This window comes from Spirillospora sp. NPDC048819, assembly GCF_040650055.1.
Classification (GTDB): Bacteria; Actinomycetota; Actinomycetes; order Streptosporangiales; family Streptosporangiaceae; genus Spirillospora.
On sequence record NZ_JBEZGN010000003.1, the window covers coordinates 294,540 to 312,281 of the forward strand.

Annotated in this window: 19 protein-coding genes; 12 read left to right on the forward strand and 7 right to left on the reverse strand. The window is 72.1% G+C overall.

The window, feature by feature from the left end; translation table 11 throughout:
• Positions 1-39: 39 nt before the first annotated feature.
• From AB0C35_RS07315 to AB0C35_RS07355, 9 genes are all read left to right on the forward strand, one after another.
• Complete coding sequence (locus tag AB0C35_RS07315; RefSeq protein ID WP_358451611.1) at positions 40-1,776, forward strand: acyl-CoA dehydrogenase family protein; 1,737 nt, start codon at positions 40-42, stop codon at positions 1,774-1,776.
• Positions 1,777-1,782: 6 nt separating this feature from the next.
• On the forward strand, positions 1,783-3,660 hold the full coding sequence (locus AB0C35_RS07320; RefSeq protein ID WP_358451613.1) for a fatty acyl-AMP ligase: 1,878 nt from the start codon (positions 1,783-1,785) through the stop codon (positions 3,658-3,660).
• Between the two features lie 85 nt (positions 3,661-3,745).
• The gene (locus tag AB0C35_RS07325) at positions 3,746-4,327 is read left to right on the forward strand and encodes a PadR family transcriptional regulator (RefSeq protein ID WP_358451614.1); all 582 of its coding nucleotides are present in this window, start codon (positions 3,746-3,748) and stop codon (positions 4,325-4,327) included.
• Between the two features lie 162 nt (positions 4,328-4,489).
• A complete protein-coding gene (locus tag AB0C35_RS07330; protein ID WP_358451616.1) occupies positions 4,490-5,011 on the forward strand; it encodes an ATP-binding protein in 522 nt (173 codons plus the stop codon).
• Between the two features lie 46 nt (positions 5,012-5,057).
• The gene (locus tag AB0C35_RS07335) at positions 5,058-5,405 is read left to right on the forward strand and encodes a hypothetical protein (RefSeq protein WP_358451618.1); all 348 of its coding nucleotides are present in this window, start codon (positions 5,058-5,060) and stop codon (positions 5,403-5,405) included.
• 185 nt (positions 5,406-5,590) lie between these two features.
• Positions 5,591-8,386 carry a nitrate- and nitrite sensing domain-containing protein gene (locus AB0C35_RS07340; RefSeq protein WP_358451620.1) on the forward strand — a complete coding sequence of 932 codons (2,796 nt, stop codon included), beginning with the start codon at positions 5,591-5,593 and terminating at the stop codon, positions 8,384-8,386.
• The gene (locus tag AB0C35_RS07345) at positions 8,383-8,802 is read left to right on the forward strand and encodes a roadblock/LC7 domain-containing protein (protein WP_358451622.1); all 420 of its coding nucleotides are present in this window, start codon (positions 8,383-8,385) and stop codon (positions 8,800-8,802) included. Before AB0C35_RS07340 ends, AB0C35_RS07345 begins: the two co-directional genes overlap by 4 nt.
• Before the next feature lie 6 nt (positions 8,803-8,808).
• Positions 8,809-9,231, forward strand: coding sequence for a DUF742 domain-containing protein (locus AB0C35_RS07350; protein WP_358451624.1), 423 nt, complete (start codon positions 8,809-8,811; stop codon positions 9,229-9,231).
• Positions 9,212-9,904 carry an ATP/GTP-binding protein gene (locus AB0C35_RS07355; RefSeq protein WP_358451626.1) on the forward strand — a complete coding sequence of 231 codons (693 nt, stop codon included), beginning with the start codon at positions 9,212-9,214 and terminating at the stop codon, positions 9,902-9,904. Before AB0C35_RS07350 ends, AB0C35_RS07355 begins: the two co-directional genes overlap by 20 nt.
• Here the strand turns inward: AB0C35_RS07355 and AB0C35_RS07360 are convergent.
• Entirely contained in the window at positions 9,901-10,470 is a 570-nt protein-coding gene (locus AB0C35_RS07360; RefSeq protein WP_358451628.1) for a helix-turn-helix domain-containing protein, read from the reverse strand. The genes AB0C35_RS07355 and AB0C35_RS07360 overlap by 4 nt on opposite strands.
• Before the next feature lie 65 nt (positions 10,471-10,535).
• Here AB0C35_RS07360 and AB0C35_RS07365 point away from each other — a divergent pair, with 65 nt between their 5' ends.
• Entirely contained in the window at positions 10,536-11,963 is a 1,428-nt protein-coding gene (locus tag AB0C35_RS07365) for an MFS transporter (RefSeq protein WP_358451630.1), read from the forward strand.
• Between the two features lie 166 nt (positions 11,964-12,129).
• On the opposite strand, the gene AB0C35_RS07370 is transcribed toward AB0C35_RS07365, so the two are convergent.
• The 4 genes from AB0C35_RS07370 to AB0C35_RS07385 form a co-directional block, all read right to left on the reverse strand.
• Positions 12,130-12,354 (reverse strand): helix-turn-helix transcriptional regulator, encoded by a 225-nt coding sequence (locus tag AB0C35_RS07370; protein WP_358451632.1) that lies wholly within the window; start codon positions 12,352-12,354, stop codon positions 12,130-12,132.
• Positions 12,354-12,959: a DUF2975 domain-containing protein gene (locus AB0C35_RS07375; RefSeq protein WP_358451634.1), complete on the reverse strand. Its 606-nt coding sequence runs from the start codon at positions 12,957-12,959 to the stop codon at positions 12,354-12,356. The genes AB0C35_RS07370 and AB0C35_RS07375 overlap by 1 nt, the downstream gene beginning before the upstream one ends.
• 80 nt (positions 12,960-13,039) lie before the next feature.
• Positions 13,040-13,474: a hypothetical protein gene (locus tag AB0C35_RS07380; RefSeq protein ID WP_358451636.1), complete on the reverse strand. Its 435-nt coding sequence runs from the start codon at positions 13,472-13,474 to the stop codon at positions 13,040-13,042.
• Positions 13,471-14,028, reverse strand: a complete 558-nt coding sequence (locus tag AB0C35_RS07385; RefSeq protein WP_358451638.1) for a DUF2231 domain-containing protein — start codon at positions 14,026-14,028, stop codon at positions 13,471-13,473. Before AB0C35_RS07385 ends, AB0C35_RS07380 begins: the two co-directional genes overlap by 4 nt.
• A 135-nt stretch (positions 14,029-14,163) precedes the next feature.
• Between AB0C35_RS07385 and AB0C35_RS07390 the strand changes: the two genes are divergently transcribed.
• Both AB0C35_RS07390 and AB0C35_RS07395 read left to right on the forward strand, forming a co-directional pair.
• Complete coding sequence (locus AB0C35_RS07390) at positions 14,164-14,862, forward strand: helix-turn-helix domain-containing protein (protein WP_358451640.1); 699 nt, start codon at positions 14,164-14,166, stop codon at positions 14,860-14,862.
• Between the two features lie 198 nt (positions 14,863-15,060).
• A complete protein-coding gene (locus AB0C35_RS07395) occupies positions 15,061-15,876 on the forward strand; it encodes a transporter substrate-binding domain-containing protein (protein ID WP_358451642.1) in 816 nt (271 codons plus the stop codon).
• A 5-nt stretch (positions 15,877-15,881) separates the two neighbouring features.
• On the opposite strand, the gene AB0C35_RS07400 is transcribed toward AB0C35_RS07395, so the two are convergent.
• The gene (locus AB0C35_RS07400) at positions 15,882-16,448 is read right to left on the reverse strand and encodes a hypothetical protein (protein WP_358451644.1); all 567 of its coding nucleotides are present in this window, start codon (positions 16,446-16,448) and stop codon (positions 15,882-15,884) included.
• Positions 16,445-17,671, reverse strand: coding sequence for a protein kinase (locus tag AB0C35_RS07405; RefSeq protein ID WP_358451646.1), 1,227 nt, complete (start codon positions 17,669-17,671; stop codon positions 16,445-16,447). The genes AB0C35_RS07400 and AB0C35_RS07405 overlap by 4 nt, the downstream gene beginning before the upstream one ends.
• Positions 17,672-17,742 lie beyond the last annotated feature (71 nt).

Sequence of the window (17,742 nt, forward strand, 5' to 3'; positions counted from 1 at the left end):
CCCGTGGGCCCGGCGCGTTCCGCGCGGCCGGCGCCCGCCGTGCGTGCCGGACGTGCCGAGTTGTCCCCGGCGCACCGGATCGCCGCCGATCTGGACGGCTATCTCGGCGACCCGATGGACGACGAGGCCGGGCCGTTCTCCTACAAGGCGATCGTCGAGGCGGAGGAGCGCGACGAGCTGCCGCCGGGCGCGGTCGACGCCGTCCGGGCCTGGGGTTTCCCGAAGTACCTGGTGCCGGTCGGGCTCGGCGGCCGGCTGGCGACGCTGGAGGAGCTGTTCTTCGTCACGCGCGGCATCTCGCGCCGCAGCGTCACCGTCGCGGTGATGTACGGGTCGGGGCTGCTGGCGGTGAACCCGATCTGGCTCTGGGGCGACGGGTGGCAGCGCAGGACCGTGGCGGACGGTGTCCTGAACGGCGATCTGGCCTGCTTCGGCGTCTCGGAGGCCGATCACGGCAGCGATGTGATGGCGTCGGAGTCCGAGGCCGAGATCCGCGGGGACGAGCTGCTGCTGACCGGGACGAAATGGCCGGTCGGCAACGCCACGCGCGGACGGTTCGTCACCACCTACGCCAAGACCGGCGCGCGGGACTTCTCGCTGATCCTGGTCGACAAGCGGGAACTCGAACCGGACATGTGGGCGGCGCTGCCGCCGGTGCGGACGGTGGGGCTGCGCGGCCACGACCTGAGCGGGGTCGCGTTCGTCGGCGCGCGGATCCCGGCGGAGCGGGTGATCGGGCGGCGCGGGTCCGGGCTCGTCCAGACGCTGAAGACGCTGCAGATCACCAGGACGGCGATCGCGGCGCTGTCGGTCGGGACGATGGACGCCGTGGTGCGCATCGGGATGGAGTACTCGCACCAGCGCACCCTGTACGGGTCGGACATCTACAAGATCCCCGTGATCCGCGACCATCTCGTCAAGACGCACCTTGATCTGCTGATCGCCGAGTGCGTGGCGATCCCGGTGACGCGCTGCCTGACGGTCGCGCCCGGACGCCTCAGCCTGTGGTCGTCGATCGTGAAGTACTTCGTCCCCGTCTTGGGGGAGGAGGTCGTGGCGAGCATCGGGACCGTGCTGGCGGCGCGCGGCTACCTGCGCGAGGGCGTGGCGCACGGGGTGTTCCAGAAGCTGCAGCGCGACCATGCGATCGCGAGCATCTTCGAGGGCACCACGCACGTCAACCTCGCCAACGTCGCCGGGCAGCTCCCGTATCTGATCGAGCCGCCGGAGGAGACGGGAGGCGAGGAGGAACTGCTCGCCGACCTGTTCTGCTGGACGAGGACGCCCCCCGCGTGGGAGCCGGACGGCCGGATGCTGCAGCTCACCAACGAGGGCCGCGACGAGGTCGGGCAGCGGTTCGAGGAGATCTCCGAGGAGCTGCTGTCGGCGGCGAACGTGCACGCGGCGCCCGGTGTCGCGGCGGAGTTGAAGGACCTGATGTCCAGCATCGGCGGCCTGCGCGCCAAGGTGGACGAGGGCATCCGGGCGAGCGAGGGCGACACCGGTTCGGTGGCGGCGCTGGCGCGTGCCAAGCGGTACTGCGAGCTGCACGCGATGATGTCGTGCGCCCTGACATGGCTGCACAACCGGCACGAGTTCGGCGGGGCGTTCGCCGAAGGGCAGTGGCTCGTGCTCTGCCTGCAACGCCTGCTACAGCGCGCACAGCCCGACACCGTCCTGTCCGAGGAGTTCCTCCCCTCGCTGGAGGACGCCATGTTCCGCAGCTTCGGCGAGCGTCGCTGGTTCTCCCTGCTGTCGCTGGCCGAGGACGAGTGACAGCCCATGCACGCGCACAGGGACTTCGTGTCGCTCGTCCGGGAGAACGTTCAAGAGCAGGGCGACGACCGGGCGTTCACCTTCATCAGTGAGGAACCGGGCCGCAAGTACAAGGAGAACGTGCTCGGATTCGCCGAACTCGACCGCAAGGCGCGCGCGCTGGCGTGCCGGCTGGAGGCGCGCGGCCTGCGCGACAGGGCCGTCCTGCTGCTGTATCCGGAGGGGCTTGAGTTCCTGACGGCCTTCATGGGCTGCCTGTACGCGCGGGTCGTCGCGGTACCGGCGCCGCTGCCCGAACTGGACGCGGGACGGTTCGGACGCACGCGCCGGATCATCGAGGACGCCGACATCGCGCTGATCCTCACCGACACCGCCCACCGGGGCAGACTCGACGGGTGGCTGGACGACTCGGGCCTGAAGGGACGCGTCCGCTGCCTCGACACCGAGAGCGCCGAGGACGGCGACGGCGGCCCCGGCCCCGGCGACTGGACGGCCCCCGCGTTCGGCCCCGGCACCCTGGCCTTCCTGCAGTACACGTCCGGTTCGACCAGCGCCCCGAAGGGCGTGATGGTCACCCACGGCAACCTGCTGAGCAACGGCGAGGAGATCAAACGGCGGATCGAGGGGACGTCCGACACGGTCGGGGTCGGGTGGGTCCCGCACTACCACGACATGGGCCTGGTGGGGCAGTTCCTCCAGCCGCTCTACCTCGGCTGCCGCTACGTGTTCACCTCGCCGATCACGTTCATCAAACGTCCCGTGCTGTGGCTGGAGCTGATCACCCGCTACCGCGGCACGATCACGGTCGCGCCGAACTTCGGGTACGAGCTCGCGCTGCGCCGCGTCACCGACCGGCAGATGGACGGGCTGGACCTGTCGTCCCTGCGCGTGGTCAAGAACGGCGCCGAGCCCGTCCGGGCCGCGACGCTGGAGAGGGTGACCGAGCGGTTCGCCCCGATCGGGTTCCGCCCCGACATGTGGATGCCGTGCTACGGGATGGCGGAGACGACCCTCCTCATCACCGCGGCGCCCCTCGGCGGCGGCCCGGTCATCCGCGACTTCGACGCCGAAGCCCTCACCCGCGACACCGCCGTCCCGCGCGACGAACCGGACGGGACGGCGGGCGAGAACGCGGGCGAGGACGCGGGCGGTGAGGCGGGCGGGGTGCGGCGGCTGGTGAGCAGCGGGCGTCCGGTGTCCCTGGACGTCCGCGTCGTCGATCCCGCGACCCGTGCGCGCCTGCCAGAGGGGCGTGTGGGGGAGATCTGGGTCGGCGGCGGGAGCGTCGCCGACGGCTACTGGCGCAGCCCGGAGGAGACCCGTGAGGGCTTCCAGGCCCGCACCGCCGAGGGCGACGGCCCCTACCTCCGGACGGGCGATCTCGGCTTCCTCGCCGACGGCGAGCTGTACGTCACCGGCCGGATCAAGGACCTCGTCATCGTCAACGGGCGCAACATCCACGCCCACGACATCGAGGAGGCCGCGCAGGCCGCCCACCCCGCCGCCCTCGTCGGCGCCGCGTTCGTCACCGAGACCCCGCTCGACGACGGCAGGGAACAGGTCGTCATCGTCCAGGAGGTCAGTACGAGGGCCGCCGCCGGGACGCCGCTGGACGAGCTGGCGTCCCTCATCAAGACCCGCGTGGCCCGCGCATTCGAGCTGCCCGCGCTGAGCGTCGTCCTGTCCGGGCGGGGCACGGTGCGGCGGACGACGAGCGGGAAGATGCAGCGCCGCCTGACCCGGGAGGCGTTCCTCAGCGGGGAGATCACCGAACTGGCCGGCGACCTCGAACCGGGCGTCGCCGCGCTGCGCCGGACGCCGGTGACCGTCCGGTCATCAGGCCCTGGTACCGGGAGTCTCGGTGAACCGGAAAAATCGCCCTAACCAATCCTAGTCAAAAGCATGACTAATCATGTCGTTGTCTGCTACCGTCGGCACAACCCTGAGTCAAGGCGGGGAGAGAAGGCCGATGGCGCTACGTCACGCGGTGCTGGCGGCGCTGCTCGATGGCGAGTACAGCGGCTACCAGCTGGCCAAGATCTTCGATTTGTCGGTCTCCAACTTCTGGCACGCCGTACCGCAGCAGCTCTACTCGGAGCTGTCGAGGTTGGAGACCGAAGGCCTGATCAGCGGGCGGCAGATCATCCAGCACGACCGTCCCAACAAACGCGTGTACACCGTCACGCAGGCCGGCGTCGACGAACTCGAACGGTTCGCGACGTCCCCCGCCAAGCCAGGAATCATCCGAGAGAACCTGCTCGTCATGGTGCAGGCCGTGGACCACATCTCCGCCGAGTCCGTCATCGCGCAGCTCGAGGACCGGGCGGTGGCCTCCGCCGCCAAGGTCGAGGTCTTCGAGCACACCCTGAAGCACCTGCGCGGCGATCTGGACGAGGAGACGTTCCTGCGGACCGGTACCCCCGTGGGCCCGTATCTGACGTGCCTGCGCGGCCTGCGCTTCGAGCAGGAGAACTACGAATGGTTCACCAGCACCGCCCGGCTCCTGCGAGCACGGGCGGGCACCCAGGCCGAGGGGGGCGAGCCGTCATGACCGAAGCGCACCGCGCGCCGGCGGCCCGCATCCCCTGCGGCACCGTGCCGCCGCATGCCCGAACGGCGGCGGCACCGGCATCAACCCCCCGCGCCCTCCCCAGCCCCGCACCCCGGCAGGGCTGGATCGGGACAACACGCCTTAGTCAAGGAGGCGTCCATCATGTCGGGCGAACACCACACCATCGAACTCCCTAGCACCCTGGCCCCGTCCCCGCACGACACCCCGCACAACGGCACCGCACCGCACGGACTGTCCACCCTCGAGGAGCCCGCCGCGACCCTGCTGGGCGAGCTGACACTGCCCGCCGAACGGGCGTCGGTGCCGCGGGCGCGCCGCTTCAGCCGGTCCGTCGGCACCGCCTCCGGCATCGGCCACATCGCCGACGACACCGAGGTGCTGGTCTCCGAACTGGTCACCAACGCCGTCCGGCACGCCACGATCCCCGGCTCCGTCCTGTGCCTGAAGATGCTGCGCGCGGGCACCCGGCTCCGCATCGAGGTCCACGACCAGAGCGCCGCCGTCCCGCGGCAGCGTCCGGTCGACCTCATGGAGGAGACGGGACGGGGCTGGTTCCTCGTCGCGGTCATGGCCGAACGGCACGGCACCGACCACACACCGTCCGGCAAGGCGGTGTGGTGCGAAGTGCGGGCCTGGCCGCGGGACGAACACTCCGGACACTGAGCCTTCCCCTCGCAGATCCCCGGTTCGGCGATGGGAGGCGCGCGCCATGTCCGTTGACTACTACCGCTCGGACGGGAATCGCGCCACAGCCGAGGAGGCCCAGCGCCTGCTGCTCGACGTGCGGGGACGCCTGCTCGCGCAGGACGTCATCCGCGTCGGCGGCGTCGTCGTGGTCGTCTCGACCTGGTTCACCGTGATCGATCTCGGGCTCGCGGCGAACGGGCGGCCGCTGCTGTGGCAGACGATCGTGTCCGACACCACGATGCACGCCGACATCGGGCAGTACACCACGCGCGAGAAGGCCGTGCGCGGGCACGCGCAGGCCGTCTCCATGATCACCAGTCGGCTCCGCGGGCTGGTGGCCCGCGCGGCCATGGACGAGGCGCGGGCCTGACCCGCGCCGGCACGGGCGCCCTGCACGGCGGCCCCCCAGGCGGCATCGACCAGCACGAGCGCGAGACCGGCACGAGCGCCGGACGAGCGCGAGCGTGCGGACCGAGACCGTGCAGACAAAGACGTAGAGACCGAGTACACGGGCGCTGAACCGCGGCCCGTCTCCCCGCATGAGGTTGTGATCTGATGGTCGCCGAAGGTCGGCCGGCGGACCCCTACGCGCCCGCCTCGAACAGCAAACCCCCGGACTACGCGTCCGCCCGCAAGGGCCGGCGTCGACGTCCCATCCGCCTGCGGATCACGGCCCTGCTGCTGGTCCCGCTGGTGTCCCTCATCACCCTGTGGGCGTTCGCCGCGAACATCACGCTCGGCGACGCGTTCGACAAGTACGACTTCTCCACGACGTACGAGAAGATGGGTCTTCCGGGCATCTACCTGGTGAACCAGCTCCAGGCGGAACGTTCCCTCAGCGTCGTCGCGCTCAGCACCGGCGACGCGGAGGCGAAGAAGAAGCTCGCCGGCCAGCGCAAACGGGTCAGCGGCGTGGAGGCGTCCTTCCGCGGGACCGCGCTGTCGCCCGAGGCGCGGGACGCCGCCGAACCCGAGACGAAGCAGCGGCTCGCCGTCGCGATCAAGGCCCTGGACACGCTGCCGGAGCTGCGCGCCCAGGTCGACTCCGGGGACGCCGAGCCGCTGGAGGTCATCAACGCCTACAGCGCCGTCCTCGACGAGGTCATCAAGGTCTTCAACGGCCTGGTGACGGTCAACGACGTCGCCATCCTCACGCAGGGCCGCGCGCTGATCAGCATCGGCAACGCCCGCGCCACCATGCTGCGCGAGGACTCCCTGGTCACCGCCGCGATGGCGCGCAACGGGCGGCTCACCCCGGCCGAGCACACCGCGTTCGTGCAGTGGGCGGCCGAGGGGCGGCGGCAGTTCGAGGCGGGCCTCGCCGATCTGAACGGTCAGATCCGCGGGCCGCTGCAGCAGCTCGCCTCGACCGAGGAGTTCAAGCGGTTCCGCGCGGCCGAGACCGCGATCGTCAACGTCCGCGACAACAAGCTGCCGCCCGAGGCGGCGCAGTGGCAGGCCACCACGCAGCTGCTGTCGCAGGCCTGGGCGCAGAAGATCACCCAGGCGAGCCTGGCGCTCAACGAGATGGCCGAGCCGATCGGCGAGCAGATCATCATGCGGCTCGTCCTCGCGGGCGGGTTCGGGCTGCTCGCGGTGGTCGCGTCGATCGTCCTGTCGCTGCTGGCGGCCCGCAGCCTGTCGCGCGAGCTGCGCGGGCTGCAGCGCGCCGCGCTGAACCTCGCGGAGGACCGGCTGCCCGGCGTGGTGGCCCGGCTGCGCCGGGGCGAGGAGGTCGACGTGGCCGCCGAGGCGCCGCCGCTCGTCATCGGCAAGAGCCGGGAGGTCGCCAGGGTCGGCGACGCGTTCACGAAGGTGCAGCACACCGCGATCGAGACGGCGGTGCGGGAGTCGTACCTGCGGCAGGGCATCAGCCGCGTGTTCCTCAACGTCGCGTGGCGCAGCCAGTCGCTGCTGCACCGCCAGCTCCGCATGCTGGACGAGATGGAGCGCGGCGCGTCCGACCCGAAGGCCCTCGAGGACCTGTTCCGCCTCGACCACCTCACCACCCGCATGCGGCGGCACGCGGAGGGCCTGGTCATCCTGTCCGGGACGTCCCCGGGCCGCGGCTGGAGCCGTCCCGTGCACGTCGAGGACGTGCTGCGCGCCGCGATCGCCGAGGTCGAGGACTACACGCGGGTCGAGGTCGTCGTGATGTCCGGGCAGGCCGCCGTGATCGGCGAGGCCGTCGCCGACATCATCCACCTGCTCGCCGAGCTGATCGAGAACGCGACCGTGTTCTCGCCCGCGCCGACCGAGGTGCTGGTCCGCGGCGAGATGGGCGCCAACGGGTTCGCCGTCGACATCATCGACCGCGGCATCGGGCTCGACCAGGCCGAACTGGACGCGCTCAACCTGCGGCTGTCGCGGCCCCCCGAGTTCGACCTGGCCGTCACCGACCGGCTCGGCCTGTTCGTGGTGTCCCGGCTCGCCGGGCGGCACGGCATCAGGGTCGCGCTGCAGCCGTCGCTGTACGGGGGTGTCAGCGCCGTCGTGCTGATCCCGCGCCAGCTGATCGTGGACGCCGACCAGCCCGACGACGAGGACGGCGCGGCCGGCGCCCCCGGTGACGTTCCCGTCGCCCGGCCGAGGCCCGTCCAGGAGAACGGCGCATCCGGGAACGGGTCGGCGAGGTCGTGGCCCACCCCGTCGGCGCCCACGTCCACGGCGATGCTCAACGCACCGACGCCCTACGACACGTCCGCGCCCACCTACGACACCACTGCGCCCACCTACGACACCACCGCGCCCACCTATGACACGTCCGCGCCCATCTACGACACGTCCGCGCCGGCCTATGACGCGGCGCCACCCGAAACTCCGGCGTCCTTCGAGGAGCAGCCGGGCCATGACGCGACGGTGGGGTTCAACGCACCGGCGTCCTTCCAGGATCAGCCGTCGTACGACGGGACCGAGACCCCGCCGTCGTACGGGACCCCGCCGTCGTCCGCTTACGGCGCACCGCCGTACGGGCAGGCGCCGCCCGCGTTCGACGCGACGCGCCCGTTCCAGGCGGCGGGGCCCGGGCAGCCGGGTCCCGGGCAGTACGGCCAGGACCCGGGAGGCGGGGCCGGGTTCGCGGCGCCCGCGTCCTTCGGGGAGGCGCAGGCCCAGGCGGGGCCCGGCGGGCGCGCCCCGCTGCCGCGCCGCGTGCGCGGCGGGAACCTGGCGCCGCAACTCCGCGACGAGCAGCCGTTCGCCGCGCCATCGGCCCAGGACGACGCCGTCGCGGCCTGGGAGGAACGTTCAGCTGAGGCGTCCCGGGACCTGTTCGCCTCCCTGCAGGCGGGATGGCTCCGCGGCAGGGACGAGGACGAGGGACCCGCGGACGGCATGGAGGGAAGATCATGACCCAGCAGGGAGTCGCGGCCGAGCTGAACTTTCTCCTCGACGATCTCGTCGACCGGGTACCGCAGATCCGCAAGGTCGTCGTCCTGTCGCGGGACGGGCTCGTCATGGGCATGTCCCGCGGCGTCGGCCGCGAGGACGCGGAGTACCTGGCGGCCCTCGCCGCCGGGTTCCACAGCCTCGCGATCGGGGCCAAGCCGCAGCTGGAGTCCGGCGAGGTCCGGCAGGCGCTCATCGAGATGGACGACGGCCTGTTCTTCGTCGTCCCCGCCGGGGCCAACAGCTGCCTGGCGCTGCTGAGCGAGGTCGGCGCCAACGCCGGCCTGGTCGCCTACGAGATGACGATGCTGGTCAAGCGCGTCGGCCGGCAGTTGTCCACGGGTCTCAGACGGGCCGGGCCCGGGCCCGGACCCAGGTGACCCGCGATGGACCCGACCGACCTGCCCGGCGACCCGCGGGGACCCGGCCGGGAACGGTGGCTGGACGCCGCCGCCGGGCCGATCGTCCGTCCCTACGCGGTCACCCGCGGCCGCACCCAGCCCCGCGGCGAGCCCCTGGACATCGTGGCGATCCTCGTCGCGACCGGCCGGCGGCCCGCGGAGCCCGGCCGGCTGTCGCGCCAGCAGCGCCGCCTGCTGGCGCTGTGCCGGCGCCCGCACGCCCTCGCCGACCTGGCCTCGGACCTGGACCTGCCGCTCGGCGTGATCCGGGTCCTGGCCGGTGACCTGCTCGACTCGGGCCTCGTGGACGTCCAGCGGTGGTCCACGCCGTCCGGGCAGACCTACGTCCAGCCGCACACCGACGCGAACCTGCTCAGGAGGGTGCTCGATGAACTCCGCGCGCTCTGACCCCCCGCCCGACGCCCCGGACGCAGCCCGAGACGAGACCGCGGGGGAGGCGCACGACGAGCGGGCGGACGGCCCGCGCGTCGCGCTGAAGATCCTCGTCGCCGGCGGGTTCGGCGTCGGGAAGACGACGATGGTCGGCGCGGTCAGCGAGATCCGCCCGCTGCGCACCGAGGAGGCGCTGACCGACGCGAGCGTCGGCGTCGACGACCTCGACGGCATCGGCTCCAAGACGACCACGACCGTGGCCATGGACTTCGGCCGCATCACGCTGCGCGACGGCGTCGCGATCTACCTGTTCGGGACGCCGGGCCAGGAGCGGTTCTGGTTCATGTGGAACGAGCTGTCGCGCGGCGCGCTCGGTGCGGTCGTGCTGGCCGACACCCGGCGGCTGATGGCGAGCTTCGCCTCGATCGACTACTTCGAGCAGAAGGGCACGCCGTTCGTCGTCGCCGTCAACTGCTTCGACGACGCCGACCGCTACGACCCGCCGGAGATCCGGATGGCGCTGGACATCGACCCGCACGTGCCCGTCCTGCTGTGCGACGCGCGCCGGACGGTGTCGGCGAAGCAGGTGCTGGTCGCGCTGGTCGAGCACGCGCTGCGGCTCGCCGGTGGCCCGCCGTCCACGAGCACCCGGTCCTGGCGGACCCCCGCCCCGACTCCGGAGAACTAACCGGACGGACGGTCGGCGGCCCGGCCGGCGCGGGCCGGGCCGCCGCCGTTGGAGTCGCCGCCGTCGGGGCCGCCGCCGTTCGGGTCGTCTCCGGGCATCGGCGGGCGCATGATGATCTCGTCCACCCCGACGTCATGGCCGTCCGCGCATCTGACCTGCGCCGTGACCGCCTCCCCGCAGCCGGCGTGCGTCAGCATGACCTGGCGCCCCTCGTCGCCGGGCAGGTACGTCTCGCCCCATTCCATGAGCCCGACGAGGGTGGGCGCGAGGTCCTGGCCCATCTTCGTCAGGTGGTACTCGTAGCGCGTGCGCTGCCCCGGTTCCTGGTAGGGCTCCCGGCTGAGCAGGCCGGCCTTGACGAGGTGGCGCAGGCGTGCGGTCACGGCGGACTCGGTCATGGCGAGGTTGCGGACGAAGTCGCCGAAACGGTTGGTCCCGAAGTAGGCCTCGCTGAGCACCAGCACCGCCGACGGCGGGCCGAGCGCGGCGAGCGTCCTCGCGACCGGGCAGTTCTGCATGGACCAGGCGTCGCGGTCGGCGAAATGCCCCTCAAGTGCGATTGTCACGCCTCCACTATAAACCTTCTGACTTTGCTTGACCAAAGTCAGCCCGCTCGCTAGCCTCCCTGACTATGGGAGAACAAAGTCAGGTACGCCCACGGCCGGTGCTCGCGGTGCTCTCCGTCGCCTCCTTCATGGCGGGCCTCGACCTGTTCATCGTCAACGTCGCGTTCAACGACATCGGGCGCGACTTCGCCGGGCATCCCATGGCCGACCTGTCCTGGGTCCTCAACGCCTACGCGATCGTGTTCGCGGCGCTGCTCGTCCCGCTCGGCCGGCTCGCCGACCGCTACGGCCGCAAGCCGACGCTGATCGCCGGCCTCGTCGTCTTCACCGTCGCCTCCCAGGCGTGCGCCATGGCGCCGGACCTGTGGTCGCTCGTCGGCTTCCGCGTCCTGCAGGCCGCCGGCGCCGCCGCCCTCATCCCCACCAGCCTCGGGCTCCTGCTGTCGGTCTACCCGGCGGCCCGCCGGGGCGGCGCGGTGCGGATCTGGTCAGCCTCCGCCGCGCTCGCCGCCGCGGCCGGCCCGGCGGTCGGCGGCGTCCTCGTCGACCTGTCCTGGCGCTGGGTGTTCGAGGTGAACATCCCGATCGGGATCGCCGTGACCCTGCTGGCGCTGCGGTACGTCCCCGACTCCCGCGAGGGCGCCACGGCCCGCATCCCCGACCTGCCGGGCACCACGGTCCTCACCCTCGCGATCGCCGCCCTCGCCCTCGGCCTCGTGAAGATCAACGAGTGGCCGGGCGAGCAGATCACCGTCGTGGTGGGCGGCGCCCTGCTCGGCCTCGCCTGGTTCTGGCTGCGCTCCCTGCGCCACCCCGCCCCGGTCATCGAGCCCTCGCTGCTGGCCGTGCGCACCTTCTCCTGGTCGAACGCGACGGTCCTGCTGTTCAGCGTCGCGTTCGCCGCCAACCTCCTGCTCGGCGTCCTGTGGATGCAGCAGGTCTGGGACTACTCGGCCGTCAAGACCGGGCTCGCCGTCGCGCCCGGCCCGCTGATGGTCCCGGTCATGGCGATCGTCGCCGGCAAGATGGCCGCCGCGCGGGTCCCCGTCGGTCTGATCACCGCCGTCGGGTGCATGCTCTGCGCGTTCGGCGTCGTCCTGATCGCGATGAGCCTCGGCCCGGCACCGGCCTACACCACCGAGCTGCTGCCGGGCTGGCTCATCGGCGGCACGGGCGTCGGCCTCGCCCTGCCCACCATCCTCTCGGCCGCCGCCGTCGACCTGCCGTCCCACCGCTACGCCACCGGCAGCGCCGTGGTGAACATGAGCCGGCAGATCGGCACCGTCCTCGGCGTCAGCCTCGCCGTCGCCGTCCTCGGCACCCCGGCCGGCTATGCCGACGCCCACGACGCCTACGTGAACGCCTGGCTGATGGTCGGCGGGTTCATGGTGATCGCCGCGATCGCCGCCCTTGGCATGACCCCGCGCAGCCCGCAGCCGTCCTCGCCCACCGTCCCCGACACAGAAACGGAAGTGGTCGCCGGTACCTCATAACCAGTGAACCCGGGCAACGGACGAAGCCTTGACCCGGACCGCAAGGCCCGGTTCGTCCGGAAGTCCCGTTTGATCGCGTCGCCCTTGGCCTCGGGTACCTGCAGAACCCGCGGCCAAGGGCGACGCGGCGACCTCCGGGGATCAGCGCCGGCCCGCGCGCCATGTGTCAGGCCTTCTTGTAGGTGATGAGGTCTCCGGGCTGGCAGTCCAGCTCGCGGCACAGCGCGCTGAGGGTGGTGAAGCGGATCGCCTTGGCGCGGCCGTTCTTGAGGATGGACAGGTTGACGACGGTCACGCCGACGCGTTCGGCGAGTTCGGCGAGGGTGATGTCGCGCTCGGCCAGGACGCGGTCGAGGTGCACCTCGATCCGGTGGGGTTCCTCCGGCGGCATCAGACGAGGCCCTCGGTGTCGGCGCGCAGGCGCGCACCGTGGCCGAACGCCCCCGCGAGGGCGGCGACGAGGATGCCCAGGAGCAGGGTCGCCACGGGCAGGTCGTAGGTGACGTTCACGGCCGGCTCCAGGGACGTCCCGCTGATCAGGGCGATCGTCGTGAGGACCTCCAGGGCCGGGACGAGGGTGGCGGTCACGATGAGGGTGAGCGCGATTCCGTACAGGCGGCGGGTGTTCCGCGGGACGAAGACGTCCCCGTCCGCGCGGAACGTCTCGGCCATCCGCATGAGGAGCGTCAGGACGACGATGGTCAGGACGCCCCACGCGATCTGGGGGCCGGCGAGCAGGATCCGATCCCAGAGACCCGGGTCGCTGACCGCGAGTTCGGCCTGATGGGTGCCGCGCAACGACGTCCCGCCGGACGCCAGAGGGGGTGTCTGCGCGCGGTCGTCGATGGTGACCTCGCGGGTGTCCACCGGCGGGATGAGGCCGATCGCGGCCAAGAGCGGGAAGAGGGTGGCGAGCCCGACTCCGAGCAGGGCGACGCCGACGGTCAGTTCCAGGGCGTGGCGGTCGATCCGTCTCCACCAGGACGTGGGGGGCATGGGCCGGCTCCTTCGAGTGGCATATCGTTTCTCGATAGTATCGAAAAACGATATGCCACCGTCAAGTGCCGGCCCGGTGCCTATGCCTGGAGGGCGGTGAGGAGGACTAGGACCAGTGTGACGACTGCGAGGAGGCCGTGGCCGAGGACGACCGGGAGGGGGAAGCCGCGCTCGGCCGGGACGTCGGCCGCCGCCGCGCCCGGTCCGCCCCGGGCGGTGCGGACGGCCGGCGCGCGGGTCACGGCGAGCCAGCGGGCGAACATGACGAAGCCGAGCAGCGCGACCGGCAGCAGGATGACGAAGGCGGTCCAGGCCAGGGCCGGGGTGTCGGCGAACACGTAGATCACCCAGACGACCAGGCCGGCGGCGGCCAGCAGGAAGTGCCCGAAGACCACCGGGACGGGGAGCCGGGACGAGCCGTCCGACTTCGCCCCGCCGCGGGCGATCCAGGTGCCCAGCATGTAGAAGCCGCCCAGCGCGGTGGCGAGCCAGGTGACGAGTGCGGCGATGCTCATGTTTCCTCCGTGTTCAGAACTGCTTGGTCTTCGCGGCTTGCCGCCGGGGGCGGGGCGTCCGCGGTGAAGCCCTCGGCCTGGGTTTTCTCGTCGGCGACGCGGACGCCGTAGCGGTAGGCGAGCTTCCCGCCGAGGAACCCCGCCGCGCCCAGGCCCGCGAGGGACACGGCCGACAGTGCGATCTGGGCGGGCGACACGGTGTCGCCGCCCATGCGCCAGCCGAATCCGGCCACGTAGGCGAACGTCACGGCGAGGTTCAGGGACATGTGGACGAGCGCGGTGCGGAAGGCCCGCGTGCCGGGCTCGATGGCGAGCAGGTCGAGGAACCCGGCCGCGGCGGCGCCCAGCGCGCCGGCGACTCCCAGGCCGATGAGCCACAGCGAGCCCTGGGCCGCGGACGCCGGATCGTCGACCAGGTGCGAGGCGACGTCGAACACGAGGCTGCCCACCCAGGCCCCGATCGGCACCGTCACGAGGATCGGGTGCAAGGGGTGGCCGTAGCTTCCGGCGAGCATGCTCACCGGCCGTTTGGCGCGGTGTTGCGGATCGTCCATGACGACCTCCTATTTCACCAACAAGTATTGGTGTTATAGCAGGCATACGTCAACGACCGTGGCTCGGTCTAGGGGTGTTGCCCGGTTTTGACCAGATTTCTAGGTGTTATGGTGATCGCGCGTTAGGCTGATCCCGTGACCTCAGACTCCTCCGCGCTGGAGGCCGCCGCGATCCTGAGCGACGACCTGCGGCGCGGCATGTACGCGTTCATCCGCTCGGCCAAGGCGCCCGTGACGCGGGACGAGGCGGCCGCCAGCGTCGGGATCTCCCGGAAGCTGGCCGCGTTCCACCTGGACAAGCTCGTCGACGCGGGGCTGCTGCGCGCCCACTACGCCAGCCCGGCCGGGGTCCGGCGGGTCGGGCGGGCGCCCAAGGTGTACGAGCCGTCCGGTGTCGACGTCCGGGTCAGCATTCCGCAGCGCGAGCACGGCCTGCTCGCGAGCATCCTGCTGGACGCGGTCCGGGAGCAGGACGCGGGGGAGAGCGGGGAGGCCGCCGCGCTGCGGGCCGCGGGGGAGCGCGGCCGTGCCCTGGGCGCCGCGGAGAGCCGTCCCGTCCGGGGCGGGCGGCTCGGCACCGAACGCGCGCTGACCTGCGCGGCGGAGATTCTGGAACGTCACGGGTTCGAACCCGACCGGGAGACTCCCACGCGCCTGCGGCTGCGCAACTGCCCGTTCCACCCGATGGCGGAGAACGATCCCGACCTGGTGTGCGGCGTCAACCACGCCTTCCTCTCCGGCATGGTGGACGGTCTCGGCGCGTCCTCCATCAAGGCGATGCTCGCCCCGCACTCCGGCTACTGCTGCGTCGAGTTCGGGCCCCGCGCGCAGTGAGCCGCGGAGGCTCCGATGGATCTTGTTCGTCCGGGCCGGCGGCTGTGCCCGGCGATGACGGCGGCCATCGTCGCGGCGGTCCTCGTCCTCGGAGTGATCGCCCCTGTCCCGCTAGGGCGCCCGCACTCTAAGGTTGGCCCATTGAAGATGGGACCTCAGCCCCGCGCGCCGGGATGAGAACGCTCTGGAGGTGCGGCGGTGGCTGTAGCGCGGGTTCTGGCGGCGATCGTCCTGGCGGCTGGGCTGCTGGGCGCGTGCGGGCAGAGCGAGCAGGAGTCGATCCTCGACAAGTCGACGCTGGTGGTCGGCGTCCGGCCGGACCTGCCGGGGCTCGGGCTCCGGCAGAAGGACGGACGGTTCAAGGGGTTCGACATCGACGTGGCGCACTATGTGGCCGACCGGCTGGGAAAGAAGGTCCGGTTCGTCGAGGCGCTGGCGGCGGAGCGGATCCCGCTGCTGACCTCCGGACGCGCCGACCTGGTGCTCGCCACGCTGTCGGTCACGCCGGAGCGCAAGACGAAGATCGCGTTCGCGGGGCCGTACTACATGTCCTTCCAGGACGTGCTGGTGCGCTCGGACGAGCGCGGCATCGACGGCGTCCGGGACCTGAAGGGACGCAGGTTCTGCGCCGTGGAGGGCGCCGACCCCACCGCGCGGCTCCTCGCGATCCACGGGATGACCGCGAAGCTCGTCCCCGCCAAGGACTACGACGAGTGCATGGCCAAGATCGGGTCGGGCGCGGTGGACGCGATCACCACGAACGACGTGATCCTGGCCGGGCTGATCAAGCGTGCGGGCGGCGGGTTCCGGCTGGTGAACGCCCGGATCAGCGAGCAGAACACCGGGATCGGGCTGCGCAAGGGCGACCCCGACGGGTGCGAGGCGCTGAACCGTGCCATCACCCAGATGTACCAGGACGGGACGGCCGCCAAGCTGATGGACAGGTGGTTCGGCGGCACCCCCGGCCTCGACCTGTCGATCATCGAGATCCCCCAGTTCGACGGCTGCGTCTGACCGGGCTAGTCCGTGGCGTGGTCCAGGATCAGGTGGAACTCGTCGGCGCGGTGGTCGGAGATCGCGCCCTCCCGCGTGCGGGTGGCGATCTTGTGGTGCAGGTAGGCCACGTCGGCGCGGCGGCGTTCGGGCGGGGACCAGGGGCGGTCGAGGATCCGCTCGATCACGTTGGTGAGGTCGATGCCCACGTCGTCGCGGACGTCGCCCTGCTCGACGCCCTCGTCCACGGAGAAGCGGAGCCTGAGCAGCGCTTCGTGGATGCGGGAGTCGGGAGGCTCGCGGGTCTGGGCGGGGCCGTCCTCGGGGGTGGGGTCCGCCGGGGCCGGAGCCGGGGCCGGGGGCGGTGGTGAGGCCGCCTGGAGGGGGAGCAGACGGCCGGCCGGCCGGCCGTCTCCCAGCGAGTCGCCGATCCCGACGACGAGGGTCGCCGCGGCGATGATGGTGGCGGCGACGCCGGCGAGCGCGAGCCAGGGCAGGTGGAATCCGCGTTCCGGGCGGCGTTGCTCCGGGCGGAGCTGTTCCGGGCGGAGCTCCTCGCTCTGCCACTCGCCGGTGTCTTGTTCGTCCGTCATGTCTGGATCGTTGCCAGGACGCGGTTGAGTTCGTCGGCGAGATCGGGGGACAGCCCACGTTCCCGCCGGCGCGTGACGATCTTGGCCTGGAGCAGGTCGATCCGCCGGTCGACGTCGACGTCCCGGTCGGCGGTGAGATCGTTCTCCAGGTTCGTGATGACGTTGTTGAGGTCGATGGCGACGTCGGAGCGGATCTCCCCCGAGGTGTAGCCGCGGCTCACGATCGGGCGCAGCCGTCCGAGCGCGTCGGTCACGCCGGTCCCGGCCGCGCGGGCGCCGCGCTCGGGTTCCGGCACGGCCGTACGGTCCGCTCTCGTCGGAGGCGGCGGAACGGTCACCGGGGTGCGCGGCGCGGAGACCAGGATCGCGGCGGCGCCCGTGACGGGGATGGCGACCACGAGGGCGAACGCCGCGAGGCGCGCCCCCCGCCGGCGCGTTCGTGCGGGCGGGCGCGGGGGCAGTGCCCTGGTGCGGTGGTCGTGGGACGGCGCCTGGCTCCGCACCGTCGTGAAGATCGCGTTCGGCGGCTCGTCGTCGCGGGCGAGGAGGCCGGCGATCTCCGCCGCGGCCGGGCCGTACCCGGCGGCCGCGCCCGCGCAGCGCGCGGCGAGCGAGGCGAGTTCCCCGGACGTCCCGGCGGGGATGCAGGCGGAGATGACGGCGCCGAGCGCGCGGACGTCAGCCGCCCTCGTCTCGTCGGCCGCGGCCCCGGCGGGGACGGCGGCCGTCCCGCGGCCGGGTCCACCGCGGGCGCTGCGGACGATCCCGCCGATGCCGGTGTCGGCGACCTTGACCTCACCGCAGACCAGCATGATCTTGCCGGGTCTCAGGTCGCCGTGCGGGACGCCGGCCGCGTGCGCGGCCTCCAGCGCCGCCGCGACCTGGGCGCAGATCCCGATGGTCTCGGACGCGGTGAGCGGGCCGAGGCGCAGCCGCTCCGCGAGGGACTCGCCGTCCAGGAACTCGGTGACGACGTACGAGACGAGGCGTCCGGACGCGTCGCGGGTCTGGTCGCTGTCGTAGACGGTCTCCAGCGCGGCGTGCGAGAGACCGGCGGCGCGGTTGACGCCCTTCTGGAACGTGCGGTGCAGATCGGTGTGCGCGGGCGCCGGCAGCTTCACCGCGACGGGACGGCCGAGCAGTTCGTCCCAGGCGCGCCAGACCTCCATCGTCCCGCCGTCGTCGAGACGCTCCACCAGCCGGTAGCGCTCCGTCAGCCGCAAGCCCGATTCCACTCGAACCAACCCTCGTCGCACATTCCTGGCCAGGTGTGGCCCCTGGCTTGCCCGGTGGT